This window comes from Wenzhouxiangella limi, assembly GCF_010499265.1.
Taxonomy (GTDB): Bacteria; Pseudomonadota; Gammaproteobacteria; order Xanthomonadales; family Wenzhouxiangellaceae; genus Wenzhouxiangella; species Wenzhouxiangella limi.
This window is the reverse complement of sequence record NZ_JAAGSC010000043.1, coordinates 263,787-288,550: the sequence shown is the minus strand read 5'-3', so window position 1 is coordinate 288,550 and position 24,764 is coordinate 263,787. Positions and strand designations below refer to the sequence as shown.

Here is a 24,764-nt window from a genome sequence, read left to right as displayed (position 1 = left end):
CAACAATCAACGGATATTCGGAAAAGGCCCGCTCAAGAGCGGCCGGTGGTTCGCACCTCTTGCCGGGTGCTTTGCACCACCGGCCCAGGGCTTGACCGCAGGAACATCTTTCTTTCATCTAGAACTCTCCCTGGAACCAGCTCTTGATCCGGCTCCAGATTCCTTCGCGTCCGCGGCTGATCAGGCTGCTGCGGCCGCCTTCCATGCGGCTGCCGTAGAGCAGCAGCCCCACACCGGTGGCGTGGATTTCGTTGTTGACCACGTCGGACAATCCGACCACGCCGTGTGGACTGCCCAGGCGAACCGGCATATGCAAAATTTCTTCGGCCAGTTCAACCACGCCTTCCATTTTCGACCCGCCACCGGTCAGGACCAGTCCGGCCGGGATCATGGACTCGAATCCCGACTGGCGCAGGTGCTTGTGGACGTGGTTGAACAGCTCGCGGTAGCGCGCCTCGACGACCTGGGCCAGGGTCTGACGCTCCAGGCGCCGTGGCGGGCGATCGCCGACACTCGGAACCTGGATGGTCTCGTCGCTGCCGGCCATCTGCTCCAGGGCGCAGGCGTACTTGATCTTGATTTCCTCGGCATGCACGGTCGGCGTGCGCAACGCCACCGCAATGTCATTGGTGACCAGGTCGCCGGCGATCGGAATGCACAAGGTGTGGCGGATGGCGCCCTCGGTGAATACCGCGACATCCGTCGTGCCAGCGCCGATGTCGACCAGGGCGATTCCCAGATCCTTTTCGTCTCCGCTCAACACAGCGTAGCTGGAAGCCAGCTGCTGAAGAATCAGATCATCGACCTGCAGTCCGCAGCGGGCCACGCACTTGGTCACGTTCTGCACGGCGCTGACCGCCGCAGTTACCAGGTGAACGCGCGCTTCCAGACGCACGCCGGACATGCCGACCGGCTGTCGGATTCCATCGGTGGAATCGATGACGTATTCCTGCGGCAACACATGAACGATGCGCTGATCGGCCGGAACCGCCACGGCCCGCGCGGATTCGAGCACCCGCTCCAGGTCACCGTCAGTGACTTCCTTGTCGCGGATCGCCACCGCGCCGTGCGAGTTCAGCGATCGAACGTGCGAACCGGCAATGCCGGCGAAAACGGAATGAATCTCGCAGTCGGCCATCAGTTCGGCTTCTTCGACTGCGCGCTGGATGGACTGCTCGGTGGACTCGATGTCGACCACCACCCCGCGCTTGAGTCCACGCGAAGGATGAGAACCCAGACCGATGACCTCGACCTGCCCGTCGGGCTGCACCTCGCCGACGATGGCCACGATCTTGCTGGTGCCAATGTCCAGACCGACCACCAGAGATTTTTCCGACCGCTTAGCCACGTTGTGCAACCTCCGGTCCGGCTTCGTCGGCCCAGCGCACCGACAGCCCGTTGGTGTAACGCAAATCCACCCGCGCAATCGGTCGACCCCGAGCGCGCAGTTCGTCGTGGACGAGAACGTAGCGCTCCAGGCGTTCATGGACACTCTCGCGACCCAGCGCCAGGATTTGCCCGCTGTCGAGACGAACCGTCCAGGCGCCCCGTTCGTCCAGTCTCACATGATTGATGTCCTGGCCCACGGCCGCCAGACGTCGCCGCATCAGGCGCCAGTTTTCCAGCACCTCCTCGCGCCGCGCTTCCGGACCTTCAAGCGACGCCATTCCCTGCATGCTGCTGCTGCCGCTGACTTCGAACACCTTGCCCTGATCACTGAGCAGTCGATCTTCGTTCCAGCGCGCCACGGGGCGATGCTCAACAACGCGGATATGCAGGGCGTCGGGCCAGTGTCGACCCACCGTTGCGGCGGCCACCCACGGCAGCGCTTCGACCGCGCCGCGGACGGCATCGAGATCGGTGGCAAAGAATCCCGTCGAGGCCGGACCCACCGCCGCCGAGCGGATCTGGCCGGCGCTGGTGCGGTGTAGTTCACCCTCCACATCGAGCCAGCGCACCGGCCAGCGCTCGGCGCCGATCAGCCCGGCGCGTAGCCAAAGACCGGCCACCAGCACGATGCCCACGACCACCAGACCCGCCAGTAAGGGTGTCTTGTTCAATCGATTCGGCAACGGTTGAGAATCCGCCATACCAGCTCCTCGAATTCGATGCCGGCCGCCCGGGCGGCCATAGGCATCAGTGATTTTTCGGTCATTCCGGGCGTCGTGTTGACCTCCAGCAGCCACGGCTGCTCTGCTTCGTCCAGCATGAAATCAACCCGACCCCAACCGGCCGCGCCGACCACCTCAAAAGCTTCTCGACAGATCCGGGCCAGCCGCGTCTCCAGCGCCTCCGGCAAACCACACGGACAAACGTACTCGGTGTCCCCGGACTCGTACTTGGCCTCGTAGTCGTAGAACTCACGTCCCGTCCTGAGCTCGATCAACGGCAGGACATGGCCGTCGAGAACCGCAGCGGTGAATTCCCGGCCTTCGATCAACTGCTCAACGAGCACGCTGGCGTCGTGCGCCAGCGAACGCTCAATCGCCGGCGCCAGCTGCTCGGGCTCATTGACCCGGCTCATGCCGATGCTGGAGCCCTCGCGCGCAGGCTTGACGAACAGCGGCAGATTCAGCGCACCAAGCACGGCATCAACCTGGTCGGTTGACGTTGCCAGGCGCCAGCCGGGCGTGGGCAGATCACAGGCCTGCCAGACCCGCTTGGTTTGTACCTTGTCCATGGTCAGCGCCGATCCCAGGACCCCTGAACCGGTCACGGGCACACCGTACAGGCGCAGCGCACCCTGCAGCGCGCCGTCTTCGCCACCGCGACCGTGCAGCAGGTTGAACACGCGATCGAAATGGCCGGCCGCGACTTGTTCGAGCAAGCGCCTCGGCCCGTCGACCACGCTGAACTGCACGCCCAGGGCCTCCAGCCCCCGGGCCACGGCCTGTCCGCCGCGCAGCGAGATCTCGCGCTCGGCGCTGTCGCCGCCGACCACCAGCGCTACGTGGCCCAGGCGCTGTGCCTCCTGGCGGGTCATGCGCTCTCTCCCGGCGCCATTGCGCGAAGGGTAGCGCCGAGGCGACCGACGTCGCCGGCACCCATCACCAGCAACAGATCCTGATCGCGCAGGCGCTGTTCCAGCAGGGCTGGCACTTCGTCGATCCCGCCGAGGCGATGAACGGTGAGTTCGCTGCGCTGACCAATCGCGCGCGCCAGGGCATCGGAATCAATTCCCGCAATCGGCGACTCTCCGGCCGGGTAGATATCGGCCAGGACCAGTTCATCGACCAGCCCGAGCACGCGTGCAAAAGCGTCGAACTGATCGCGGGTACGGGTAAAGCGATGCGGCTGGAAAACCAGCACCAGGCGTCGTTGCGGCCAGCCTGCGCGCGCGGCCTGGAGCACCGCGTCCAGTTCGGTGGGGTGGTGACCGTAGTCCTCGAAAGCAAGAACCCGGCGATCGCCGAAATCCAGTTCACCCAGTTCGGCGAAGCGCCGACCGATGCCGCCGAACGCGGCCAGCCCGGCCGTGATGGCGTCCGTACCCAGCCCCAGTTCCCAGGCCACCGCCGCCGCACCCAGGGCGTTTTGGACGTTGTGTCGGCCAGGCTGTGTCAGCGTCACCGGGACCCCGGCCTCCAGGTCCGGCAACCACAGCAGAAAGCGCATGCTGCGACCGTCCTGGGTCAGATCGGAGGCACGCACGTCGGCCGCCTCATCAAAGCCGTAGGTCACGACGTTGCGTCCAACCTCGGGCACCAACTGGGCGACGTGGGGGTCATCAATGCACAACACGGCCACCCCGAAAAAAGGCAGGTGGTGGAGAAATTCCAGAAATGCCTGCTGCAGCCGATCGAAGCTTCCCTGGTAGGCGTCAAGGTGGTCGCGGTCGATGTTGGTCACCACCGAGATCACCGGCTGCAGCTGCAGGAACGACGCGTCGCTCTCGTCGGCCTCGGCGACCAGATACCGGCCCTCGCCGAGCCGGGCATGTGAACCGAAGGCATTGACCAGCCCACCAATGATGAAGGTCGGATCCAGACCACCGTGGGCGAGAATGCCGGCCAGAAGCGAGGTCGTCGTGGTCTTGCCGTGGGTCCCGGCCACGGCGATGCCCTGGCGAAAGCGCATCAGTTCCGCCAGCATTTCCGCCCGCGCCACGACCGGAATCCGCCGGGTCCGGGCCGCCAAGAGTTCCTCGTTGTCGTCGGCCACCGCACCGGAAACGACCAGCACGTCGGCCTCACCAAGATGGCTCGCCCGATGACCCGAATGCACGACCACACCCAGCCGACGCAGGCGCTGCACGGTTTCCGACTCGGCCAGATCCGAGCCGCTGACGGCAAAACCCAGGTTGACCAGGACCTCGGCGATACCGCTCATGCCGGCACCCCCGATCCCGACCAGGTGAATCTGGCGGACCCGGTGCATCAGGCTCGGTGCCGGGCGCTGCTTGCGGTTCACTCCATCACCTCCAGGCAGCCCTCGGCAACCAAGGAAGCGGCATCGGCACAGGCCAGGGAACGGGCACGCTCGGCCATGGCCAGCAGCGAGGACCGGTCGGCTTCGGAAAGATATGTCGCCACACGCTCCGGGGTGAGTTCACGCTCGGGCTCCAGCCAGGCCGCGCCGGCGTCGCTGAGATAACGGGCGTTTGCCGTTTGGTGATCATCCACGGCATGGGGATACGGCACCAGCAGGCTGGCGACACCCGCCGCGGCCAGCTCGGCCACCGTCAGGGCGCCCGCGCGGCAGATCGCCAGGTCGGCGTCAGCCCAGGCGCTCGCCATGTCGTCGACGAATTCGACGATCCCGGCTTCAACACCGTTTTGAGCGTATTCCTGCCGCGTCGCTTCCAGCTGGCGTCCGGCCTGGTGCAGGACACGCGGATGCTGCTCGGCCGGCAACAGCGCCAGCGCCCGGGGAACGATCCTGCCCAGCGCGGCCGAACCCTGGCTTCCGCCAACAACCAGCAGCCGCAGCGCGCCACGGCGATCGCGGGCGCGCTCTGCCGGCGCCGGCAGAGCAAGAATGTCGGCGCGCACCGGGTTGCCGCTGTGAATGGCGGACCGGAATCCGTTCGGGAAACCGGTGAACACTCGGCTGGCCAGCGGCCGCAACAGGCGGTTGGTAAGTCCCGGCAGCGCATTCTGCTCGTGGATGACCAGCGGAATCCCCATCATTCGCGCCATCACGCCCCCCGGTCCGGCGACGTAGCCGCCCATGCTGAGCACGCAGCCCGGACGCTGGCGACGAAAGATTCGGCGGGCCTGCAGCATGGCTCGAACCACGCGCAGCGGCGCCAGCAGCCAGCCCATCGGACCGCGACCGCGCAGGCCTGCAATACGGATCCGGTCCAGCTCGAGACCAGCCGCGGGTACCAGTCGGTTTTCAAGGCCCGCCGGCGTGCCCAGCCAGCGTACCTCCGCGCCGCGTTCGCGCAGGGTCCGGGCCACGGCCAATCCCGGGAAAATATGTCCCCCGGTGCCAGCAGCCATGATCGTGACCGAGCGATCGCTCATACCGCCCACTGCTCCCGCCGGCGCGGCCGGCTCAGCGTCTCGCGCTGCAACTCCCACTGCACCCGGATGACCAGGCCGATGCCCAGGATGGTCATGATCAGGCTAGAGCCTCCGGCCGAAATCAGCGGCAGTGTCAGTCCTTTGGTGGGCAACAGACCCAGATTGACCCCGATACTGACCAGGGCCTGGATGCCGATCCACAGCCCCACGCCCCAGCACAAAAAGGCCTGGAAAGGCCGATCCATGGCCTGCGCCCTCAAGCCCACCTGCAGAATACGGCCAACCAGCAGACCGAACAGGACCAGGACCAGGGCGATCCCGAGCAATCCGAACTCCTCGGCGAGCACCGCGAAAATGAAATCGGTATGCGCCTCGGGCAGGTAGTACAGTTTCTGAACGCTGGAGCCCAGACCAACACCGGTGATCTGGCCACGGCCGACCGCGATCAGCGCCTGGGTGAGCTGAAAGCCGGCGTTGAAAGGATCAGCCCAGGGATCGACAAACGTCATCACCCGCTGCAGGCGATAAGGCTCCAGTGCGGCCACCGTAATCAGCGGCAGGCTGGTCAGACCGAGCACGAACAGATGTCGCCAGGCCGCGCCGGCCAGCCACACCATGCCGCCGACAATGGCCACGATCACGACCGCCGAGCCCATATCGGGCTGCTTGAGCAGAATCACGCCGAGCAGGCCGGCCGCCAGCAGCGGTTTGAGCGTGTCGCCGAAGCCACGCCGATCGAGCTCGGGCCGACGCGCCAGATACAGCGCAATGAACACGATGATCAACAGCTTGGCGGCCTCGACCACCTGGAAGCGCGCTACGCCCAGGTTGATCCAGCGGGTCGAGCCATTGACTTCATGGCCCAGCCCCGGAATGAACGGCAGCAACAAGACAGCGATCGCCGCGACCAGACCGAACGGTGCCAACCTCTCGATCTGGCGTGTTCCGACCACGCGCAGGCCGATGGTCAGCCCCACGCCAAGGAGGACATAGATCAAGTGCCGGATGACGAAATGCCAGACCGTTACCGAATAGCTTTCGGCGATCGCGATCGATGTCGAGGCCACCATGACCACGCCAATGGCCAACAGGCTGCTGGCAGTGATCAGCAGCACCGGATCCAGGCCCGCCCTGCGGGGCGCGTCTTTCCAGCGATGGGCCTGTCGTCTTGTGCTCATCGTCGCCTCACCGGATTTTCAGCGTGGCCAGGCTGGCAAGGACCAGCATCACGGCAATGATCCAGAAGCGCACGATCACCTTCGGCTCGGGCCAGCCCTTGAGCTCGAAGTGATGGTGAATCGGCGCCATGCGAAAAATGCGCTTGCCCGTGAGCTTGAACGAGGCCACCTGGAGGATCACCGACAGGGTCTCGATGACGAAAATCCCGGCCATCACGACAAACACGATTTCCTGGCGCACAGCCACCGCCACCAGCCCCAGGGCGGCGCCCACAGCCAGCGCGCCAATATCGCCCATGAACACCGAGGCCGGATAGGTGTTGAACCACAAAAAGCCCAGCCCGGCGCCGGCCAGCGCGGCGCAGAAGATCGCCAGCTCGCCGACCCCGGGGACGTACGCGATCTGCAAATAATCGGCAAATACCGTGTTGCCGGTGGCATAGGCAAAGATGCCCAGACCCGTGGCCACGAACACCGCCGGCATGATCGCCAGCCCGTCCAGCCCGTCGGTCAGGTTGACCGCGTTGGACGAGCCGACGATGACGAAATAGGTCAGGACGATGAAGCCCAGGCCCAGCGGAATGGCCACGTCCTTGAAAAACGGCACGAACAGCTGGGTGTTGGCGGCCACGTCAGCGCTTGCATAGAGGAACACCCCGACGCCTAGCGCGGCCAGCGACTGGAGCAGGTATTTCCAGCGCGCCGGCAGGCCGGCGCTGTCTTTGAGCTTGAGCTTGCGATAGTCGTCGACAAATCCGATCAGGCCGAAAGCGACGGTCACAAACAGCACGGTCCAGACGTAGCGGTTGCCCATGTCGGACCACAGCAGCGTGCTGACGACGATGGCAATCAGAATCATCGCCCCACCCATGGTCGGCGTTCCGGCCTTGAGCTGATGGGTGTCGGGCCCGAGGTCGCGGATCGGCTGACCATACTGGCGCTCGATCATGTGGCGGATGAAAAACGGGCCGATGGCCAGAGAAACCGCCATCGCGGTCAGGGCGGCCATGATGGTGCGGAAGGTGATGAAACCGAACAGCGCGACATCCAGCAACAGGACCTGCTCAAACAGCCAGACCAGCATCAGTTCGCCCCCTTCAACAGGCCGGTGACGACCTGCTCCATGGCCATGGAGCGCGAGCCCTTGACCAGGCAGTTGACGCCGGCGTGGAGATCGCCGCGCAGCGCCTCCAGCAAGGCCCGGTGGGAGTCAAAATGCATCCCGCCGTCGCCGAAGACCTCACAGCTGCTGCGGCTGACGGGCCCCAGACAGAACAGCCGGCGCACCCCCAGATCGGCGGCGGCCTGGCCCATCTCGGCGTGCAGTTTGTCGGTGTCGGGACCCAGCTCCGCCATGTCACCCAGCACCAGCCAGCGCTCGCCGCCGAGTTCTTCCAGTACCTGCAGCCCGGCGTACAGCGAAGCCGGGTTGGCGTTGTAGGTGTCGTCGACCAGCGTCCAGCCGTCGGGATGGTGGCGCACCTGCAGGCGACCGGGCAACCCGGTCATCTGTTCCAGCGCGCTAATGGCGGCATCGGTGTTGACGTCCAGAGCACGGCTCACGGCAACTGCAGCCAGCGCATTGAGCAGGTTGTGCCGACCCGGCAGGGCCGGCCGGAACATCACCTCGCCGTCGGCGAGCAGAATCCGCAGGCGGCCCTGATCGGGAATACCGCGCACGTCCGCCTCGGCATTGATGCCAAAGCTGATGGTGCGCCGGGGCGCAGCCAGCTCGCGCCAGAAGTCGGCAAAACGGTCGTCGGCGTTGATCACGGCAACGCCGTCGTCCGGCAGCGCAGTCAACAGTTCGCCGGTGGTCCGCGCCACGCCTTCCAGGCTGCCCATGGTCTCCAGATGCGCCGGGCCGGCGTTGGTGATCACGCCGACCGCCGGTCGGGCCATTTCGGCAAGGTAGCGAATGTCCCCGGGCCGGGCCTCACCCATCTCCACCACCGCGTAACGATGTGCTTCAGACAGCGCGGCCAGGGTCAGCGGTACCCCGATTTCGTTGTTGTAGTTGCCCTGCGTCGCCGCCGTGGGGCCGGCCACCGGCAGCACCGCGGCGGTCATTTCCTTGACCGTGGTCTTGCCGTTGCTACCGGTGATGCCGACCAGCTGAAGCGGCAGCCGGGCCCGCCAGGCTGCGGCAATCTGCCCCATGGCCAGCAGCGGATCGGCCACCTGCACCTGGGAAACATCATCACCGAGCGATCGCGCGCCCAGGACGGCCGCAGCGCCCTGTTCGATCGCCTTGCGGGCGAAATCGTGGCCGTCGCGGCGCTCGCCCGGCAGGGCTACGAACAGATCCCCGGGACGAACGTGGCGACTGTCGTGGGTCATGCCACCGATCTCGACCTCCGGTCCGATCATCCGACCGCCGGTGCACTCGGCGATTTCGCTCAGTAGCATCCGCATCAGGCCACCTCCTCCAGCGCCTCGCGAACAACCGTCGCGTCGGAGTGAGCGTGCGCCTGATCCCCGATCCACTGCACCGTCTCGTGCCCCTTGCCGGCGATCAGCACCAAGTCACCCGGCTCGCACTCGGCCAGTGCAATGCGAATGGCATCGACCCGGTTCCGCAATACCCGGCTGCGCTCGGGGTGACGCATGCCGGCCTGGATCTCACGGATGATCGCGGTGCCGTTCTCGCTGCGCGGATTGTCGTCGGTCAGGATGACGCGGTCGGCCAGGGATTCGGCCACCCGGCCCATCATCGGGCGCTTGGCCCGGTCGCGCTCGCCGCCGCAGCCGAACACGCACCAGATTCGATCAGCGCCGAGCTCGCGCAGGCTGGTCAGCGCCTGTTCCAGCGCGTCCGGCGTATGCGCGTAATCGATGATCGCGCGCCGGCCGTTGCCGTCCGCCACCACCTGCATCCGGCCCGGCACGGGTGCCAGCGCGGCGACGCGGGCCTGGATTTCGGCCAGCTTCAGACCGCGTGCGTAAAGCTCCAGGGCCACGATGGCGATGTTGTGAAGGTTGATCCGCCCGATCAGGGGGCTGCGCAGGATCACATCCGCGCCCGGCAGGCGGGCCTGCACCTCCAGGCCCGCCAGGTCCAGCCGCAGCGGCCGTAGCCGAGCGGCCGAGGGCCGGTTTGTCAGCGAATAGCCAAGCACCCCCTCCCGATCGCCAAGGCGGTCGGCCAGCTGGCGACCGTGCGGGTCGTCCAGATTGATGATCTGTCGATTGCTGGGATAATCACTGAACAGCCGCGCCTTGGCCTCGAAATACGCTTCGAGATCGGCGTGGTAATCAAGATGATCGTGCCCGAGGCCGGTAAAGACCACGCAGGAAAACGCCAGTCCGGCCAGGCGATCCTGGGCCAGCGCGTGCGAAGACGCCTCCAGGACTACTCGTTTGTGGCCTTCGGCCCGAAGCGCTGCAAGCGCCCGGTACACGCTGAGCAGATCGGGCGTGGTGTGGGTGCCCGGTCGCTCGGCGCCGGGCCGCCCCAGCCCCAGGGTGCCGAGCATCGCCGCATCCAGGGCCTGGGCCAGCAGCCAGGCCACCGACGTCTTGCCGTTGGTACCGGTCACGGCCACCAGGTCCATGTCGCCAGGCGAACCAAAAAAGCGCCGGGCCAAAAGCGGAAGACGGTCGGCCAGCCCAGGCACTTCGACCGCCGGCACCGGACAGTGCGGCAGTTCCCGTTGACCGTCATGCAGGACGCCGACGACCCCGGCGGCAAGAGCCTGATCGAGATACTCCAGGCCGTGACCGTGTTCACCGGCAAGGGCAACAAACACGCTGCCCGGCCCGCAATGGCGCGAATCCAGGCACAGATCATCCAGCAAGACCTGATCAGACGGTCGGGCCACGCCGTCGAGCAATTCGGTCCACTGCATGGTTAGGCCGCTTGCGCTCATGTCTCGTCTCCGGCAGCGGCAAGCAGGCCCGTCAAATCATCCGGGGGCACGCTGAACAAACGCAGCGCAGCAGCCATGACCTGGCCGAAAATCGGTGCCGCTACCTGGCCGCCGTAATAGCGATCGCTAGCCGGATCGTTGATGACGACTACCGCTGCCAGCCGGGGCCGGGATACGGGCGCGAAGCCTGCAAAGCTGGCGACGTAACGCGATTCATAACCAGCCGTGCCGACCATGCGAGTCGTCCCGGTCTTGCCCGCGACCCGATAGCCGGGCACGCGGGCCAGACCGCCGGTGCCCTCGGGTCCGGTGGCCGCTTCGAGCATGTCCTGCAGATCCCGGGCCAGGGCCGGATCCATGACCGACTGCACGGGATTATCGGCGCCAGCGATGAAACTTGGCTGGTGCAGCCGCCCTTCATCGGCGATAGCTGCCATGGCCCGAACCAGCTGCAGCGGTGTCACCGAAAGACCGTAGCCGTAGGCCAGCGTTGCCTGCTCCAGCTTGCGCCAGCGCTCGTAGTCGCGCAGAACACCCGCCGATTCACCGGGAAAACCGGTCCCCGTCACGGCCCCGAACCCCAGGCGCGAATACAGGCCCCACAGGTGACGGGCGTCCATCGACAGCACCAGCTGGACAACCCCGACATTGGAGGATTTCACCAGCAGTCCCTCCACCGTGGTCTCGCCGAAGTCGCGCACATCGCGAATCGTATGACCCGAAACTCGCAGGGTGCCCGGCGAGGTATCGACCGGCATGTCCGGCGAGGCCAGCCCGGCCTCCATCGCCGCGGCCACGGCAAACGGCTTGATCACCGAACCCGGCTCGAGCACATCGGTCATGGCACGGTTACGAATGCCCTCCCCCACCGCCCGAACCGAGGTATTGGGGTTGTAGGAAGGAAAATTGACCATGGCGAGGATCTCGCCGTTGGTCACATCCAGCACAACGACCGATCCGGAGCGTGCACCCACCTCGGCGATGCCCTGCTTGAGCTGGCGGAAAGCCAGATACTGCAGGCGCCGGTCAATGGTCAGCTGCAGATCGCGGCCGGGACGAGCGTCGCGAATGAGCTCTACATCCTGTACCACCCGACCGAGACGATCCTTGATCACCCGCTTCGCGCCAGGCTCACCCTGCAGCCAGGAGTCATAGGCCAGCTCAAGACCTTCCTGACCGGAATCATCGATGTTGGTAAAACCCAATACCTGAGAAGTCACCTCGGCGGCCGGATAGAAGCGCCGGTACTCGCTTTGCAGGAAAACACCCGGGATGGCCAGTTCAGCGACCTGCTCGGCCAGGTCCGGATGAACCCGGCGCCGCAGCCAGACAAACTCGCGCGTGGCGCGCTGGGTCAGGCGCCGCTCCAGCTCATCGGCGGGGGTATCCAGCAGCTGGGCGAGCTCCGCCAGTCGATCGGACGCCTGCAGCAACTCGCCCGGATGCGCCCAGACCGAGGCCACCGGCGTGGACACCGCCAGCGGCTCGCCGTTGCGGTCCAGAATGCTGCCGCGAACGGTCGGAATTTCAACCTGGCGCAGGAAGCGCGCCTCGCCCTGGCTTTGCAAGAACTCCGTGTCGGTGACCTGCAGATTGACCGCGCGGGCGACCAGCACGCCGGCGGCGAGCAGCATGACCGCCGCGGTCAGCCAGACCCTGAACACCGAAACGTTGCGAGGGCGCTTGTCGCTCATTGCGTCTCCACCAGGACTCCCGTCCGCTCGGGCAAGGTCATGCCCAGCTGGTCGCGGGCTTCGCGCTCCACCCGACCGGCCTCGGCCAACCAGGCCTGCTCAAGCTGCAGCCGGCTCCATTCCACTCGCGCCTGGTCACGCTCGGCCCCGGCCTCCTGCAGGGCGGCGAAAAGCTGGCGGGACTCGTGCCGCAGGGCAACCACGCCAATCGCCGAGGCCAGCAGCAGGCCGAGAACCAGGAAGAACGCCAGCCAGCGAATCATGCCGCCACCTCGGGGAGCTTCTCGGCCACGCGCATGCGCGCGCTGCGCGCCCTGGGATTTTGCGCGCATTCCTGCTCGTCTGGCCGCACCAGCTTGCCAACCAGGCGCAGGCGCGGATGAAAAGACGGCGCCACGGGATGGCGACGCGAGGCCGCCGGCGGCCGCGACAGCCGCGTCCAGGCCTGCTTGACCCGCCGATCCTCGAGCGAATGGAAGCTGATGACCACGAACCGGCCGCCGGGCGCCAGCACCTCCACGCCCTGCTCCAGCAGGCGCTCCAGCGAGCCCAGCTCGTCGTTGACGTGGATACGGATGGCCTGGAAGGTGCGGGTGGCAGGATGCACCTTATCGGCCGAACGACCGGCGGCCGACGCCACAACCGCTGCCAGGCGGGCGGTGCCGGTGATCGCCTGTTGCGCTTGTTCCCTCACGATGGTCCTTGCAATCCTGCGCGCATGGCGCTCTTCGCCGTAATCGCGGATCACCCGCGTCAGTTCGTTCTCATCGACCCGTCCCAGCCAGTCCGAGGCCGGTTCGCCGCTGGAAGGATCCATCCGCATGTCCAGCGGTCCGTCTTCGCGGAAACTGAAACCGCGTTCGGGCTGATCGAGCTGCGGCGACGAGACGCCAAGATCGACCAGCAACCCGTCAACCAGTCCGGTCAACGCCTCGTCCCGGACCAACTCGGCCAGATCGGCGAAACTGCCGTGCCAGACCGTCACCCTGGCGTCGCCGTCAAACCGGCGCCTGGCGTGCTCGACAGCGGCCGGATCCCGATCCATCACAAGCAACCGACCTTTCGATCCCAGCTGCTCGAGGATCGCCGCGCTGTGGCCGCCACGGCCGTAGGTTGCGTCCACCACCGTTGCGCCCGGCGTCAGATTCAACGCATCAAGCGCCGGCTGCAGCAGCACCGGCACATGTTGTTGCACTGCACCCATGCCGGCTACAGAACCAGCTGGGCCATTTCGGGCGATGCCTGCTCCTGCATTTCGCGCTCTTCCTCGATCCGTCGCTGGTTGAGCACGTTCTCGTTCCAGACTTCGAAGCGTTGACCCATACCCATCATCACGACCCGCTTTTCCAGGCCAGCAACCTGGCGGAGGGTCTGCGGCAGCAGCAGGCGACCGTTGCCGTCGGGCTCGCTCTGGGTCGCAGATCCGACCAGGCGGCGCTGCAGGCTGCGATGACTGGGGTTGAAGGTCGACAGACCCATGACCTGCTCACGCACCCGCTCCCACTCCGGCTCGGGGTACAACCACAGACAACCGGCATCGAACGCCGAATAGGTCAGCACCAGCCGATTGGCGCAGACCGACCCCAGATCGTCGCGATACCGGGTGGGTATCGCCATGCGACCCTTTGCGTCCAGATTGATGGCGGTCTCTCCGAAAAACACCGGCGATGCTGCTCCTGGGGCGTTAAACCACTAATTCCCACAAATTACCACTGATCGCCACGATAGTCGCGAAGGCGCAAGGTGTCAAGAGGAACGGACGGGCACGACGGCCTGCCGGGGCAGCGGGACGGGCGGGTTCCGCGTTCGGGGATGGGGGTTGGAGTTTGGGGTTCCGGAAGCCGGTCAGCGGTTACCGGAACCCGTTTCTCGGCTAGCTGACGATCCGGTAGCAGGGCTCGTAGCTCGCCCCGCCGGGCAGCTTCATCCGGTTTTGGGCGACGAAGCGGCGCAACAGCTGATCGAGGGCGTCCATGATGTCGGACTCACCGCGGATCTCGAACGGGCCGCGTTCGCGTATCGCACGCACACCGTTGGGCTTGACGTTGCCGGCGACAATGCCTGAAAACACCCGGCGCAGGTTGGCGGCCAGGTGATGGCTTGGCAGGTCGCGCGAGATTTCAAGCGCGGCCATGGCCTCGTGGGTGGCCTCGAAGGGCTGCTGAAACTCCGGCTGAATCTCCAGCAGCCAGTTGAAATAGAAGGCATCGTTGGCCTCGACCCGCCAGTCGCGGACCTGGTCGATGCCCGCGCTCATTGAGCGCGCCACGGCGGCCGGATCGTTGACGATGATCTCGTACTGCGACTGGGCTGGCTCACCCAGAGTAAGTCCGATGAAACGATCGATGTCCTCGAAATACTCCCGGGCCGATGCCGGGCCGCTGAAGATCAGGGGAAACGGCGCGTCCCGATTGGCGGGATTGAGCAGTACCCCAAGAATGAACAGGATTTCTTCGGCCGTCCCTACCCCGCCCGGGAACACCACGATGCCGTGACCCAGGCGCACGAAAGCCTCCAGGCGCTTTTCGATGTCCGGCAGGATCACCAGTTCGTTGACGATGGGATTGGGGGACTCGGCCGCGATGATACCCGGCTCGGTCACCCCCACGTAGTGACCGGGAATGGTGCGCTGCTTGGCGTGGCCGATGGTCGCGCCCTTCATCGGGCCCTTCATCGCTCCGGGACCGCAGCCGGTGCAGATATCGCGCCCGCGCAGGCCGAGCTGGTAGCCGACCCGCTTGGTGTAGTCGTATTCCTCGAGGTTGATCGAGTGCCCGCCCCAGCAAACCACCAGGTTGGGCTCGCGCCGGGCGTCCATCAGCTGGGCGTTGCGCAGGATCTCGAAGACCGTATTGGTGATGCCTTCGGGCTCGTTGAGATCGAAATACGGATTGGGGCCGATCTCGGTGTGGAAGTAAACGATGTCGCGCACCACCGCCGAGAGCAGCTCGCGAATGCCGCGGATCATCTTGCCGTCGACAAAGGCATGGCCGGGCGCGTTGTGCAGGTCGATGCGCATGCCGCGGTTGACCTGGTGGACCTCGATTCGGAAGTCCTCGAACGCGGCGAGCATGGACTCGGCGTCATCGCCCTGCTCGCCGGAATTGAGCACCGCCAGGGCGCAGCGGCGCAGCACCTCGCCGACCTGCTGAGAGGCATCGGACAGGCGCGCAACCTCCTCGCGCGAGAGCATGGTCAGCTTGCCGGAGGGGTAGACCTGGGTCGAAACCCGCGGTGCGTTTTTCAGATTGCCGGTATTGGTGTAGTCATCCATGGCCAGATTATCCTTGAATAAAAAGCAAACGGCCAGCGCGAGACTGGCCGTTTGCGTTCAAGCTGCCGGGCCGGATCGGCCCGACAGTGACTCGATCGATCAGAAATCGTAGCGCAAAGTCAGACGAATTTCATAAACCGAGTTCGGACCGCTGGTGAAGTTCGTGTCCTGGCCACGGAAGGAATTGTAACGATACACGCAGGCGCTCTCGCTGGTGCAGGTAGTGCGCGGGGCATCACCGGTCAGCGCCGTGGCGCCATCGACACCGTTTTCAGCAACATCTGCCGCCGAAACCAGATCGGCCTCGACGATGGCGGCCTGACCAAATCTCGGGCCATTGTAGAACTTGCCCCAGTCGGAATCCAGCAGGTTCAGGAAGTTCTCGATGTCGAGAATCAGGCTGAAACGATTGTCCTTGGCCCAGCGGTCCAGGCCTGGAATTCCCGGCAGTTCCTGCTGAAAACGAAGATCCCAGATATTGTTCCACTTGTCGGCAGTCTCGGAGTACGGATCATGTATTCCACCAGTGGCGATACCTTCTTCATCGACAAACTGGAAGAAACCACTCTGGTCGAAGCCGGAACCGTAGACCACCAGCGGATCACCCGCAGGATTCGGGATATAGAGGGGATTGTTGTTGAACGGACCTTCACCCAGGCCGGCACGGCCGAACAGGCTGTTGTTACTATCAATATTGTAAGACGTACTCCAGACATCGCCGCTGGTGATCTGGCCGAAGGCATCGACCCGGGTCAGCAGGTCACCGAAGAAGCGACGTTCATACCCTAAGCTGATGCGGAAGGAATGATCGACCTGGTAAACCGATGTGCGCGGCGAGGGGTTGTTGCGGTCGGCGTCGAAAACACCGCGCCAGCTCGAAATACCGCGCGAAGAGCCACCTTCGCTGGCGAAATCCACATTCTGGTGGGCATAGGCGATGTTGGCGTCGAACCCGTTATCAAACACCTTGCCCAGCGCCAAAGTAAAGACATGGCTGCTGCCGGAACCGGCGTTGCCGAGCTCGGTCAAGTTGGCAATCCCGAGGTCCTCCAGATCCGCGTAGATAGGCCGACCGTCGGGGGCCACGCCGGTGGGCAGCGCTTCCGGCAGATCGGTCTGGGCGAGGTTACGCCACAGGAACGCCTTGTTGGTGCGGGTATACAGGTACTGGGCGGTGAAGCGGTAGTTTTCACCCATGGCACCCAGATCAAACGCACGCTCGTAGCGCAGCGAGGCCTTCCAGTCCGAGGGAATGCGGAAGCCGTCGGCAATGTAATCGATCGGCACACCAGCACCGCCGGACGCGACCGCATCCAGCGCTTCCTGAGGAATCGTGTTGATATCCACATTGGTCGGGTTCTCCACCCGCGCGAAGTTGGTCGGCACCTGGAACGCATTGGAGATCCAGACCTGCGGGCTGCCGCCGGCGAACAGGCCGACGCCACCACTGATGGTGGTGCGGTCAAATCCAGTGTAGAGGAAGCCCAGACGCGGCATGAACAGGTCACGCCCATCGAGATTGTTGTCGGTGCGCACGCCGTAGGTATCGAAGATCTCCTGGCTGAAGACCGGCTTGTCGCTCTGGCTGAACCGCTCGTAGCGAACACCCAGGCTCAGCTGCAGGTCCGGGCTGACCGACCACTCGTCGCCGACGAAAAAGGCCCACTTGTCATAGCCCCATTCGGCCGCCGCATCGTTTGCGTCGTTGGTGGTGGCGTTGTTGTAGTCCACCCGGCTCGGCGACCGATTGATAATCTGATCGACATCATCGAAAACGAAGTTGCCGTTGGAACTCTGAACAAACAGGTTGAACAGGTTGAACTGCTCGTAATCGGCACCGAAGGTGATGACGTGGTCGCCAACAGCATAGTCAGCCGATGCAAAAAACTGCAGACGGTCATCGTTATAGGCATTGGCGTGACGGAAACGATCACAGCCTGCAATGATTCTTTCCCGCTGGGTAAGCAGGCCATCCAGAGGTGTACCGGATACGTCGCTGGGGTCAAGCTCGAACTGGAATTGTCCGCCGCCGCCGGCGCGACAGTTCTGACCGCGCTCGAATTCCTTGTAGTTCATGCGAACGGTGGTCGAAAGGTTCGGCGACCAGTCGGAGAACAGCTGAACGGTATAGGCCGTCAGGTCGACCGGAATGTCGTACCAGGCCGATTCGAATTCATCCCCACCGACGCTGGTACCGGTTTCTTCAGTGCTCTGGTAGGTGAACGAGGCACGGTGGGCATCGCTGATGTTCCAATCGAACTTGGCCAGCATGCGCTCGGAGGTCTCCGGAATGCTGCCGGTGCGTCCAGGCACCAGCGGATCGAATCCGTAGGTATTCTCAATGAGACTGCCGAGCGCTTCATAAAAGCCGGGTTGGCGGCCATCTTGCGCGTCGAAATTGGTGAAGTCATATGGCGACGCCGAATCGTACTCGTCATAAGACAGGAAGAAAAACAGGCGATCTTCCAAAATCGGGCCGCTAACGGTGAAACCGTATTCCTTTTCGTCGACCTCACCGGGATCGAACGTGCGATCGCCGTACTTGTCCCCGATCATCGAATCGTCTTTGTAGGCGTAGTAGGCGTTGCCCTGGAATTCGTTGCTGCCGGAGCGGGTGACGATGTTGACCAGGCCGCCGGTGAAGCCGGTCGAGGTGACCGAGTACTCGGACGCGACCAGCGAAACCGACTCTACGGCATCCAGGTTGATCGGCGAACGCTCGGTAGCGTAGGTGTTGGAGCCCAGGCCGAAGTCGTCTTGCTGCAAGGCGCCGTCAATCGAAAGGCCGTTGAAGCGCGGGTTGACGCCGGCGACCGACAGGTTGCCCACGCCGCTGGACTGGGCCAGGGGATCACGCAGCAGCGTGTTGATGACGTCGCGGTCGGTTCCGGGCTGGTTGCGAATGTCCTGGGCGTTGAAGACCGAGCCGACGCCGCTGTTGAGTTCGGCGGCTTCCATGAAGCGGGTTCCCATCACCGTGATGCGATCGGAAACCTCGCCGGTGCGGTCGATGGCTACGCGAATCGGATCCTGCGAACCCGGATCCAGGAACACGTCTTCAACGACGGTGGGCTCGAAGCCCTCGCGCGTAACGGTCAGCTGATAGGGGCCACCCACGCGCAGACCGCTCTGGAAGAACTGGCCCGTACTCGAGGCGGTTGCCTGAGCGACGGTGCCTGAGGGCACGTGCAGGATCTGGACCGTGGCCTCGGCGACGGGCGAGCCGTCCGAGGTCACCACCTGCCCCCTGAGGTTGGATGAGGTGAGCTGCGCCATTGCCTGTCCGGCAAGCAGCAGGGCGATGACCAGGATCATCGCGGTACTTCGCACTTTGAACATTTTTCGCTCCAGCCTTGTGGATCAAATGAAGGACGTCCCGCACGCGCGGGGCTGCCGGAGCCGCGATCGGCCACCGACAGCGGACATATTATCCGCCATTTATTACAGAAAATTAACCCCGCAGGAAGAAATTGCGAACTTTTCTGAAATCCCGCCAAATCGCTTGCCCACGAGACCGAGCAGGGCTACAATACTCGGCTTCGTCGGGGTGTAGCTCAGCCTGGTAGAGCACTGTCTTCGGGAGGCAGGGGCCGGAGGTTCAAATCCTCTCACCCCGACCAGGTTTCAAAGCCAAAAAGCCAGCCAATCGGTTGGCTTTTTTCAAAATCAGCAACTTACCGCCGCTACCCTCTCCAACCATACCCCAAGACGCAGCGTCTGGTTTGTTGTTTTGGTGCAACAGGGTGGGTCTGTGCCCACCCTAGTGCGCATCCTGACGGCACATGGGGCATGCCCGCAGCCAAGGCCGCTGGGTGTTTCAATGCCAATCAGAGGGACGACACTTCGATTCAGTTGTCTGCCGGTAGCTTGATCTTAATCGGCGCGGGAAGCGGATTTGGCGTTCTCGGCTTCAATGACCCGCAGCATCTCTCGCTCAACATGCACAGGAAACGGCACGTCAGTATCGGGGTTGCTCTCGTAATACTGTTCACGGGAAAACGGGATGACCGCAGAGGCCTCCGCGCCATCCATTTCCGCTGCGGTCTCATCGCGAGCTTTATCGTCTTGACCGACTGGAAGAGTGAAGGTGACTGAAGCCATACTCGAGCCTTCCAGCCCTTGAGCCGCCGTTACTTGCTCCACGAGTTCCGAAATGGAGAGATCTCCGCTGTAGCTTTTTGGCATTGCAGCCATCATCTCCAGAATCTCGTCAGGCCATTCCTCGACCGGTAAAGGCGCAGTCAGGGCGCTGATCCGATCCTGGGAAACGGGGGTCAATTTCAGACGGAAGTCCTGGCCTCCAGATTCCGAGCCGGATATCTCAATATGCGCCGAAGCTTCCTTACCCATCAGCATGCTGGGTGTGCGCTTGAGCAGGCCATCCTGCCAAACTTCGGCTTGAACAAAAAACTGCTCTTCGCTGTGGTGACCGATGGTCACCTCGGCCCGCCAGCCCGGCTCTTCCTCATCGTAACTGATCGTCAGCGTCTCCCGCGCCATCAGGATAGGGTCAGCGCCACGGTGAATGACTTGCGCCTTCTCGCCCGTCAGCGACAACCTCCCGCCGCCTGTCTGGCCGCCGACAGTCACTTCAACGTCGAAAGCGAAGAACTCTGAACTCTCCTCGCCAGAAGCCACGTCCAGGGCGCCTTCCGTGGCTGGTGTGGCCGCCCAGGCCGCGGCCGCAAGACCTGCGCCCATCACCAGGGCTGCCAGTGCGCCCACTCTGCGGCGATACGGCGTGAAGTGCTTCATGGTCGATATCTGCATGATTCTCTCCTTCAGTGGGTGCGGACCAAAGGCCAGCGCCGGGTAACTCTGATCGTTCTGCTCAAGGGCGAGCAAGGCAGCGGCGTAGCTGCGATGCGACCGCCGTCGAGACTCGAGTACCCGGGCATCGCAGGCCAGTTCTTGATCGCGTCGGAAACGATTCGCCGCCAGGTGGATCAACGGGTTGAACCAGAACAGACAGCGAAGAGCCGCAGACACGAGGTTCCAGGCCGGGTCGCCGCGCCGCAGGTGGGCATACTCGTGGGCCAGCATGAGGCGGCGCTGACGGGTGTCAAAGCGATCAGCGAAGTCCGGCGGCACGATGACTTTGGGTGAGATCGCCCCAAGCACCAGGGGACCGATATCCCTTCTTTCGCTCACCCACAGGCATCCTCCGCCAGCACTCAGACGACCAAGGCCGCTGCGGAATCTTCGCTGGCGGATCGCCAGCAGGCCGAGCATCGCCATCGCGCCCACGACCCAGCAGAGAAGGACGAATTCAGCAAGAAATGGCAAGACACCGGCAGAATCGGGGGGAGCGAGTGTTGCGGGCTCCTGAACCGGCAACCAGCCGTCGAACGGTATCGTGATGGCCAGGGTTTCCGAGTCTTCCACCATCCGATCAGGCGCAAGCGCAACCAATGCAGCCAGAGGCACGATAAGCCAGACCAAAATCGCTGCACGGACCCCGAACAGCCTTGTCCAGGCACCTCGCAGCAGCAAGACAGCAATAACCGCCGCAGTAGTCAGCAGCGTGGCTTCCAGCAGCAGCGCCAGCAGATCAACGGCCATCGTCCAGCCGCTCGATCAGAGCCCGCAGTTCAGCCAAGTCGCTGTCAGACAGCCGACCATGGCTGGAGAAATGGGACACCAGGGGTGCCAGTCGACCGTCGAATAGCCGGTCGACCAGATCGGTGCTCTCGTCCAGCAACCAGTCCTCCCGGACCAGCTTTGGTGTGTAGACATAGCGCCGCCCGTCGGCACGAACGGCCAGCGCGCCCTTGTTCTTGAGCCGGTTGAGCAGGGTCTTGACCGTCGCCTCGGTCCAGTCGTTGGCTTCGGCGAGCGCGTCAACAACCTCCGAGGCCGTCGCCGACCCGCAATCCCAGAGATATCGCATCACCCGGCTTTCGGCTTCGGAAATTCGGATCGACTTCATTATGGTTGATTACAGATGTAATTTAATTTGAGTTTACAGGCGTAATCTGAAAAAGTAAACACTCTGAAGTTGGCCGCGCTGGGGGACCGCTCATGGTCATACGCATGGCTTGCCGTGCAGCTTGGGATGAGCCCTTCCCAGTTGCATGCTGCCGTGAAGCGAGCGCTGGCAGCACAGTTAGCCATTCGCCAGGAAGATACCGTGGTGCCGCAGGTCCGAAATCTAGAAGAATTCCTGACCCACGGCTTGAACTATGTATTCGTCCCTGAGCGAGGCGAGCTGACTCGCGGAATGCCGACCGCGCACGCCGCTCTTCCACTGGCACAGCATTTCGCGTCTACGTCAGAACCTCCGCCCGTCTGGCCCGACCCTGAAGGCCAGGCTCGCGGAATGGCATTTGCACTGCTCTATAAGCTGGCACGGGGAGCCGCTCGGAAAGATCCGCGGCTCTACGAGCTCCTGGTTCTGGTGGATGCGATCCGCGGGGGACGCGCGCGCGAACACCAACTCGCCATTCGTGAGTTGAAGAAGCGGCTGGTCATCGATCACGACGATTCCAAACCTCATCTGATACGATGGCCAGGTGGGTCGCCGGGTCCTGAACGACCGCAGGGCTCGTTGCTGAGTGCTTTGAGTTGGACCGGCCAATTGGCCGGATTTCAAGTGCTAGCGAAAACGCTGGTCCGCGGTACCGCCTTAATTCGCTCACCCAACGGCTTCATGGTCGATCACATTTCGGCTATCTCCGACTCGAATCGAGCCCCGTTTGGCAAGCATCGGGATAAACCACATCGGCCACCCCGACCACGTGTCGAGATAAATTGCTTCTGTCGACATAATTGATTGGCATGTCGATCGCGTCGCCACTGTGCTGCGACCGGCGGAAACTGTGCGGATTACTTGCGGATAAACGTGCATAAGCTGGCGAGTCGACAAAGATGTTAGTAACTTGGCCTTGCCGCCTCATCGAGCATCATCTCCTGACCTTGCCGATCCTCTACTTGAGCCGAAATATCTTGGAGCGTAAAGAAGACTACGACCGCCTGCTTTTGTAGGCGACGGGAGATGGCAGCTGGGAAGCCTGTATTCTTTGCATGCTCGAGGGGGTCGAGCAGGCCTCGCGCTGGACCTGCGAGAAGATTGCGGCCATTCGGGAGCTGCAAGATCCCAGCCTGCGCTGGCTGCATTACAACCTCTGGGTATCTGGATGAAAGTTGTACCACGCAAACCAGAATAGCCGGATGGCCGTTTGCTCTTGGCCGGATGCCGAGCTTGCGGTCACGGTACCGTCCGGCAGACGGCGGACCAACCAGTCCTCGTCACCCGTTGTGAAACGAACTTCGGCGACCTCCTCAAGGGTGGCTTCCTCAAGGGCAAGGCTGACGCCATCCAGTTCGAGCCCGAAGACGACCGTCTTGGGATGAATGCTGAAGTCGCGGCGCGATGCAGGAAACATCAAACGCTCCGACTCCGCGTAGCCCGAGTAGGCCTGCCGGCCAAAGTAGTCGCGTCGAAAGCCGGTTTCCGGTGAAAGCACCAGCGTCTCGGGATGAGACGTCCGCCAGGTTTTCCAGTCGGTCATCGTTGACGGAACCAGCCTGAGCGTTCGACCCAATTGGTCTCCCACGATGGCTTCGCCGGTGATCTGTTGCCAGAGTGATTCGGTCTTGCGGTCGTACATCACAAGATCGGAGTTATGCAGCAGACCCGAGACGCCAAACTCCACCATTTCGCCTTCCACGCTCGGTTCGAAGACCAGACCCGAACCGCACAACGGGCACCAGGTCACGATCACCGCCTCCCCGCCGATAGTGTCGTTGACGATCTCATGGTGATCGAGAATCCGAATCGGGAAGGCGCGCTGCTCCCCATCGACATCAAGCCCGAGAATCAGGTCATCGTCTGCCAGGAAGTCCGCCCGTTCGGCCGTCACGTAGCGCGGCTGATCGATGGAAGGAATGCAGTCCTTTCTTGGGCAGCCCTGATAAATCTCGGTCAGGTCGACACGAGCCGGTGTCTGCGGTCCATAGCCGAAAGTCTCGACCAGAATTTCTGTATCGAACGGATTGCGCGGCCGATCGCTTTGTGCACAGGCCGAAACCGCCATGCCGCCAGCCGCCAGCCAAACTAGTCCTAGTCGGAAAATCATGAATCGTCCTTAGTTGCGGTTGACCCCATCGTGGTTGGGCAATGTGTTGAGCACTGGTCCGGTCGACTGCCTCGAACCTCGACCAACGGAGATCCGCATGCTGCTCTGCGCAAACCGGAATCAACTCGCCAACGCCATCGTTCTCGCAAGCTTGCTGTTGCTGCTCAACGGCAAGGCGCTGGGCGAGCCAGAAAACCTCATGGAAGAGACCTGGAATTCAGGCTGGTCCTTTCACCTGGACAACGATTTTCTCGCCTTGTTGAACGAGGATCAGCAGTACACCGGCGGTGCCTCGGTCGAGTTGAGCGGACGCCGAGCCCGTGAATGGGATTTTTCCGCCGATCCGCTACTGGCCTGGATCGACCGTCTGACCGGAATGGAGAGACGCATGGCTTCAGGAGACGACGACATGCGCCACAGCATGATCCTGGGACTGGCCGCCTTTACACCCGAAGACATCGAGAGCCCTCAGCCGATTCTTGACGACCACCCCTACGGCAGTCTGGTTCTATTCGGGAATACGCGCCAATCCGTTGACCCATCACGCAACGTTGCCTACCGGTCCAGCCTGGTGCTGGGTCTGCTGGGGACCAATCTTGCAGAATCCCTGCAGGACTTCTTTCACGATCTGGTCGATACGCAAAAAGCCCAGGGTTGGGATAACCAGATTTCCGACGGCGGCGAGCTGACAGGGCGCTACGAAGTCAGCCGTCATCAGTTGATCCAGTCGACCCCGTTGTCCGAAAATCGCCGCCTGGAAAGTCGCTGGAAGATCAATGCATCGGCCGGCTACGTTACCCAGGTGGGGGTCGGCGCCACGGCGCGGTGGGGTAAGTTCGACGAGCAATGGTTCAGGTTCGATCCGGCACCCGGCGAATACGTCGCCTACGGCGCACCAGCGACGAAGCCCCAATCTCCCTCAGCGAACCGGGAATGGTTCTTCTGGACGAGTTTGGAAGCCAGCCTGCGCCTCTACAATGCGCTGCTGCAGGGCCAGTTCCGCGACAGCGCGGTGACCTTCTCGCGCGGCGAACTCCGTGAACTGATCACCGAAGCCAGCGTCGGGGTGACCGCCGAATTGTTCTCGACCGGACTGCGCGGGGAGTTCAGCATCAGCTATCGCACCAGCGAGATCAAGGAATCACTGGCCGATGACGCGCTGTGGGGGCAAATTTCACTGACCCGTAGTTTCTGAGCCGTACC

At 63.4% G+C, this 24,764-nt stretch carries 20 protein-coding genes and 1 tRNA gene; 3 read left to right on the top strand and 18 right to left on the bottom strand.

Annotation, left to right across the window (positions count from 1 at the left end; genetic code table 11):
• Window positions 1-118: 118 nt before the first annotated feature.
• The 15 genes from ftsA to G3I74_RS13080 all read right to left on the bottom strand — a co-directional run bounded on the left by ftsA (window position 119) and on the right by G3I74_RS13080 (window position 18,822).
• Complete coding sequence (ftsA, locus tag G3I74_RS13150; protein ID WP_164212056.1) at window positions 119-1,348, bottom strand: cell division protein FtsA; 1,230 nt, start codon at window positions 1,346-1,348, stop codon at window positions 119-121.
• Window positions 1,341-2,060 carry a cell division protein FtsQ/DivIB gene (locus G3I74_RS13145; protein ID WP_164212055.1) on the bottom strand — a complete coding sequence of 240 codons (720 nt, stop codon included), beginning with the start codon at window positions 2,058-2,060 and terminating at the stop codon, window positions 1,341-1,343. The genes ftsA and G3I74_RS13145 overlap by 8 nt, the downstream gene beginning before the upstream one ends.
• Window positions 2,057-2,983 (bottom strand): D-alanine--D-alanine ligase, encoded by a 927-nt coding sequence (locus G3I74_RS13140; RefSeq protein WP_164212054.1) that lies wholly within the window; start codon window positions 2,981-2,983, stop codon window positions 2,057-2,059. The genes G3I74_RS13145 and G3I74_RS13140 overlap by 4 nt, the downstream gene beginning before the upstream one ends.
• Window positions 2,980-4,377 (bottom strand): UDP-N-acetylmuramate--L-alanine ligase, encoded by a 1,398-nt coding sequence (gene murC / locus G3I74_RS13135; protein WP_164212157.1) that lies wholly within the window; start codon window positions 4,375-4,377, stop codon window positions 2,980-2,982. The genes G3I74_RS13140 and murC overlap by 4 nt, the downstream gene beginning before the upstream one ends.
• A gap of 29 nt (window positions 4,378-4,406) precedes the next feature.
• Window positions 4,407-5,468, bottom strand: a complete 1,062-nt coding sequence (gene murG / locus G3I74_RS13130; protein WP_164212053.1) for an undecaprenyldiphospho-muramoylpentapeptide beta-N-acetylglucosaminyltransferase — start codon at window positions 5,466-5,468, stop codon at window positions 4,407-4,409.
• A complete protein-coding gene (gene ftsW, locus G3I74_RS13125; RefSeq protein WP_164212052.1) occupies window positions 5,465-6,646 on the bottom strand; it encodes a putative lipid II flippase FtsW in 1,182 nt (393 codons plus the stop codon). Before ftsW ends, murG begins: the two co-directional genes overlap by 4 nt.
• Window positions 6,647-6,653: 7 nt before the next feature.
• Window positions 6,654-7,730: a phospho-N-acetylmuramoyl-pentapeptide-transferase gene (gene mraY / locus G3I74_RS13120; protein ID WP_164212051.1), complete on the bottom strand. Its 1,077-nt coding sequence runs from the start codon at window positions 7,728-7,730 to the stop codon at window positions 6,654-6,656.
• Window positions 7,730-9,061 (bottom strand): UDP-N-acetylmuramoyl-tripeptide--D-alanyl-D-alanine ligase, encoded by a 1,332-nt coding sequence (locus G3I74_RS13115; RefSeq protein WP_239056900.1) that lies wholly within the window; start codon window positions 9,059-9,061, stop codon window positions 7,730-7,732. The genes mraY and G3I74_RS13115 overlap by 1 nt, the downstream gene beginning before the upstream one ends.
• A complete protein-coding gene (locus G3I74_RS13110) occupies window positions 9,061-10,515 on the bottom strand; it encodes a UDP-N-acetylmuramoyl-L-alanyl-D-glutamate--2,6-diaminopimelate ligase (RefSeq protein ID WP_164212050.1) in 1,455 nt (484 codons plus the stop codon). Before G3I74_RS13110 ends, G3I74_RS13115 begins: the two co-directional genes overlap by 1 nt.
• The gene (locus tag G3I74_RS13105) at window positions 10,512-12,209 is read right to left on the bottom strand and encodes a peptidoglycan D,D-transpeptidase FtsI family protein (RefSeq protein WP_164212049.1); all 1,698 of its coding nucleotides are present in this window, start codon (window positions 12,207-12,209) and stop codon (window positions 10,512-10,514) included. Before G3I74_RS13105 ends, G3I74_RS13110 begins: the two co-directional genes overlap by 4 nt.
• On the bottom strand, window positions 12,206-12,472 hold the full coding sequence (gene ftsL / locus G3I74_RS13100) for a cell division protein FtsL (protein ID WP_164212048.1): 267 nt from the start codon (window positions 12,470-12,472) through the stop codon (window positions 12,206-12,208). Before ftsL ends, G3I74_RS13105 begins: the two co-directional genes overlap by 4 nt.
• A complete protein-coding gene (rsmH, locus tag G3I74_RS13095) occupies window positions 12,469-13,413 on the bottom strand; it encodes a 16S rRNA (cytosine(1402)-N(4))-methyltransferase RsmH (protein ID WP_164212047.1) in 945 nt (314 codons plus the stop codon). Before rsmH ends, ftsL begins: the two co-directional genes overlap by 4 nt.
• 5 nt (window positions 13,414-13,418) lie before the next feature.
• Window positions 13,419-13,871, bottom strand: a complete 453-nt coding sequence (gene mraZ, locus G3I74_RS13090) for a division/cell wall cluster transcriptional repressor MraZ (RefSeq protein WP_164212046.1) — start codon at window positions 13,869-13,871, stop codon at window positions 13,419-13,421.
• Between the two features lie 211 nt (window positions 13,872-14,082).
• Complete coding sequence (gene ppnN / locus G3I74_RS13085; protein ID WP_164212045.1) at window positions 14,083-15,483, bottom strand: nucleotide 5'-monophosphate nucleosidase PpnN; 1,401 nt, start codon at window positions 15,481-15,483, stop codon at window positions 14,083-14,085.
• A gap of 99 nt (window positions 15,484-15,582) precedes the next feature.
• Entirely contained in the window at window positions 15,583-18,822 is a 3,240-nt protein-coding gene (locus G3I74_RS13080) for a TonB-dependent receptor (RefSeq protein WP_164212044.1), read from the bottom strand.
• Window positions 18,823-19,026: 204 nt separating this feature from the next.
• Between G3I74_RS13080 and G3I74_RS13075 the strand changes: the two genes are divergently transcribed.
• Window positions 19,027-19,103, top strand: a tRNA-Pro gene (locus G3I74_RS13075).
• A gap of 253 nt (window positions 19,104-19,356) precedes the next feature.
• Here the strand turns inward: G3I74_RS13075 and G3I74_RS13070 are convergent.
• Together G3I74_RS13070 and G3I74_RS13065 are read right to left on the bottom strand one after the other, a co-directional pair.
• Window positions 19,357-21,045 (bottom strand): M56 family metallopeptidase, encoded by a 1,689-nt coding sequence (locus tag G3I74_RS13070; protein WP_164212043.1) that lies wholly within the window; start codon window positions 21,043-21,045, stop codon window positions 19,357-19,359.
• Window positions 21,035-21,412 (bottom strand): BlaI/MecI/CopY family transcriptional regulator, encoded by a 378-nt coding sequence (locus tag G3I74_RS13065; protein ID WP_203594740.1) that lies wholly within the window; start codon window positions 21,410-21,412, stop codon window positions 21,035-21,037. Before G3I74_RS13065 ends, G3I74_RS13070 begins: the two co-directional genes overlap by 11 nt.
• Window positions 21,413-21,565: 153 nt before the next feature.
• On the opposite strand from G3I74_RS13065, the gene G3I74_RS15750 reads away from it, so the two are divergent.
• The gene (locus G3I74_RS15750) at window positions 21,566-22,255 is read left to right on the top strand and encodes a hypothetical protein (protein WP_203594739.1); all 690 of its coding nucleotides are present in this window, start codon (window positions 21,566-21,568) and stop codon (window positions 22,253-22,255) included.
• A gap of 343 nt (window positions 22,256-22,598) precedes the next feature.
• Here the strand turns inward: G3I74_RS15750 and G3I74_RS13055 are convergent, their stop codons facing one another.
• Entirely contained in the window at window positions 22,599-23,561 is a 963-nt protein-coding gene (locus G3I74_RS13055; protein WP_164212042.1) for a DUF3179 domain-containing protein, read from the bottom strand.
• Window positions 23,562-23,658: 97 nt separating this feature from the next.
• Between G3I74_RS13055 and G3I74_RS13050 the strand changes: the two genes are divergently transcribed.
• On the top strand, window positions 23,659-24,756 hold the full coding sequence (locus G3I74_RS13050) for a lipid A deacylase LpxR family protein (RefSeq protein WP_164212041.1): 1,098 nt from the start codon (window positions 23,659-23,661) through the stop codon (window positions 24,754-24,756).
• Window positions 24,757-24,764: the final 8 nt, after the last annotated feature.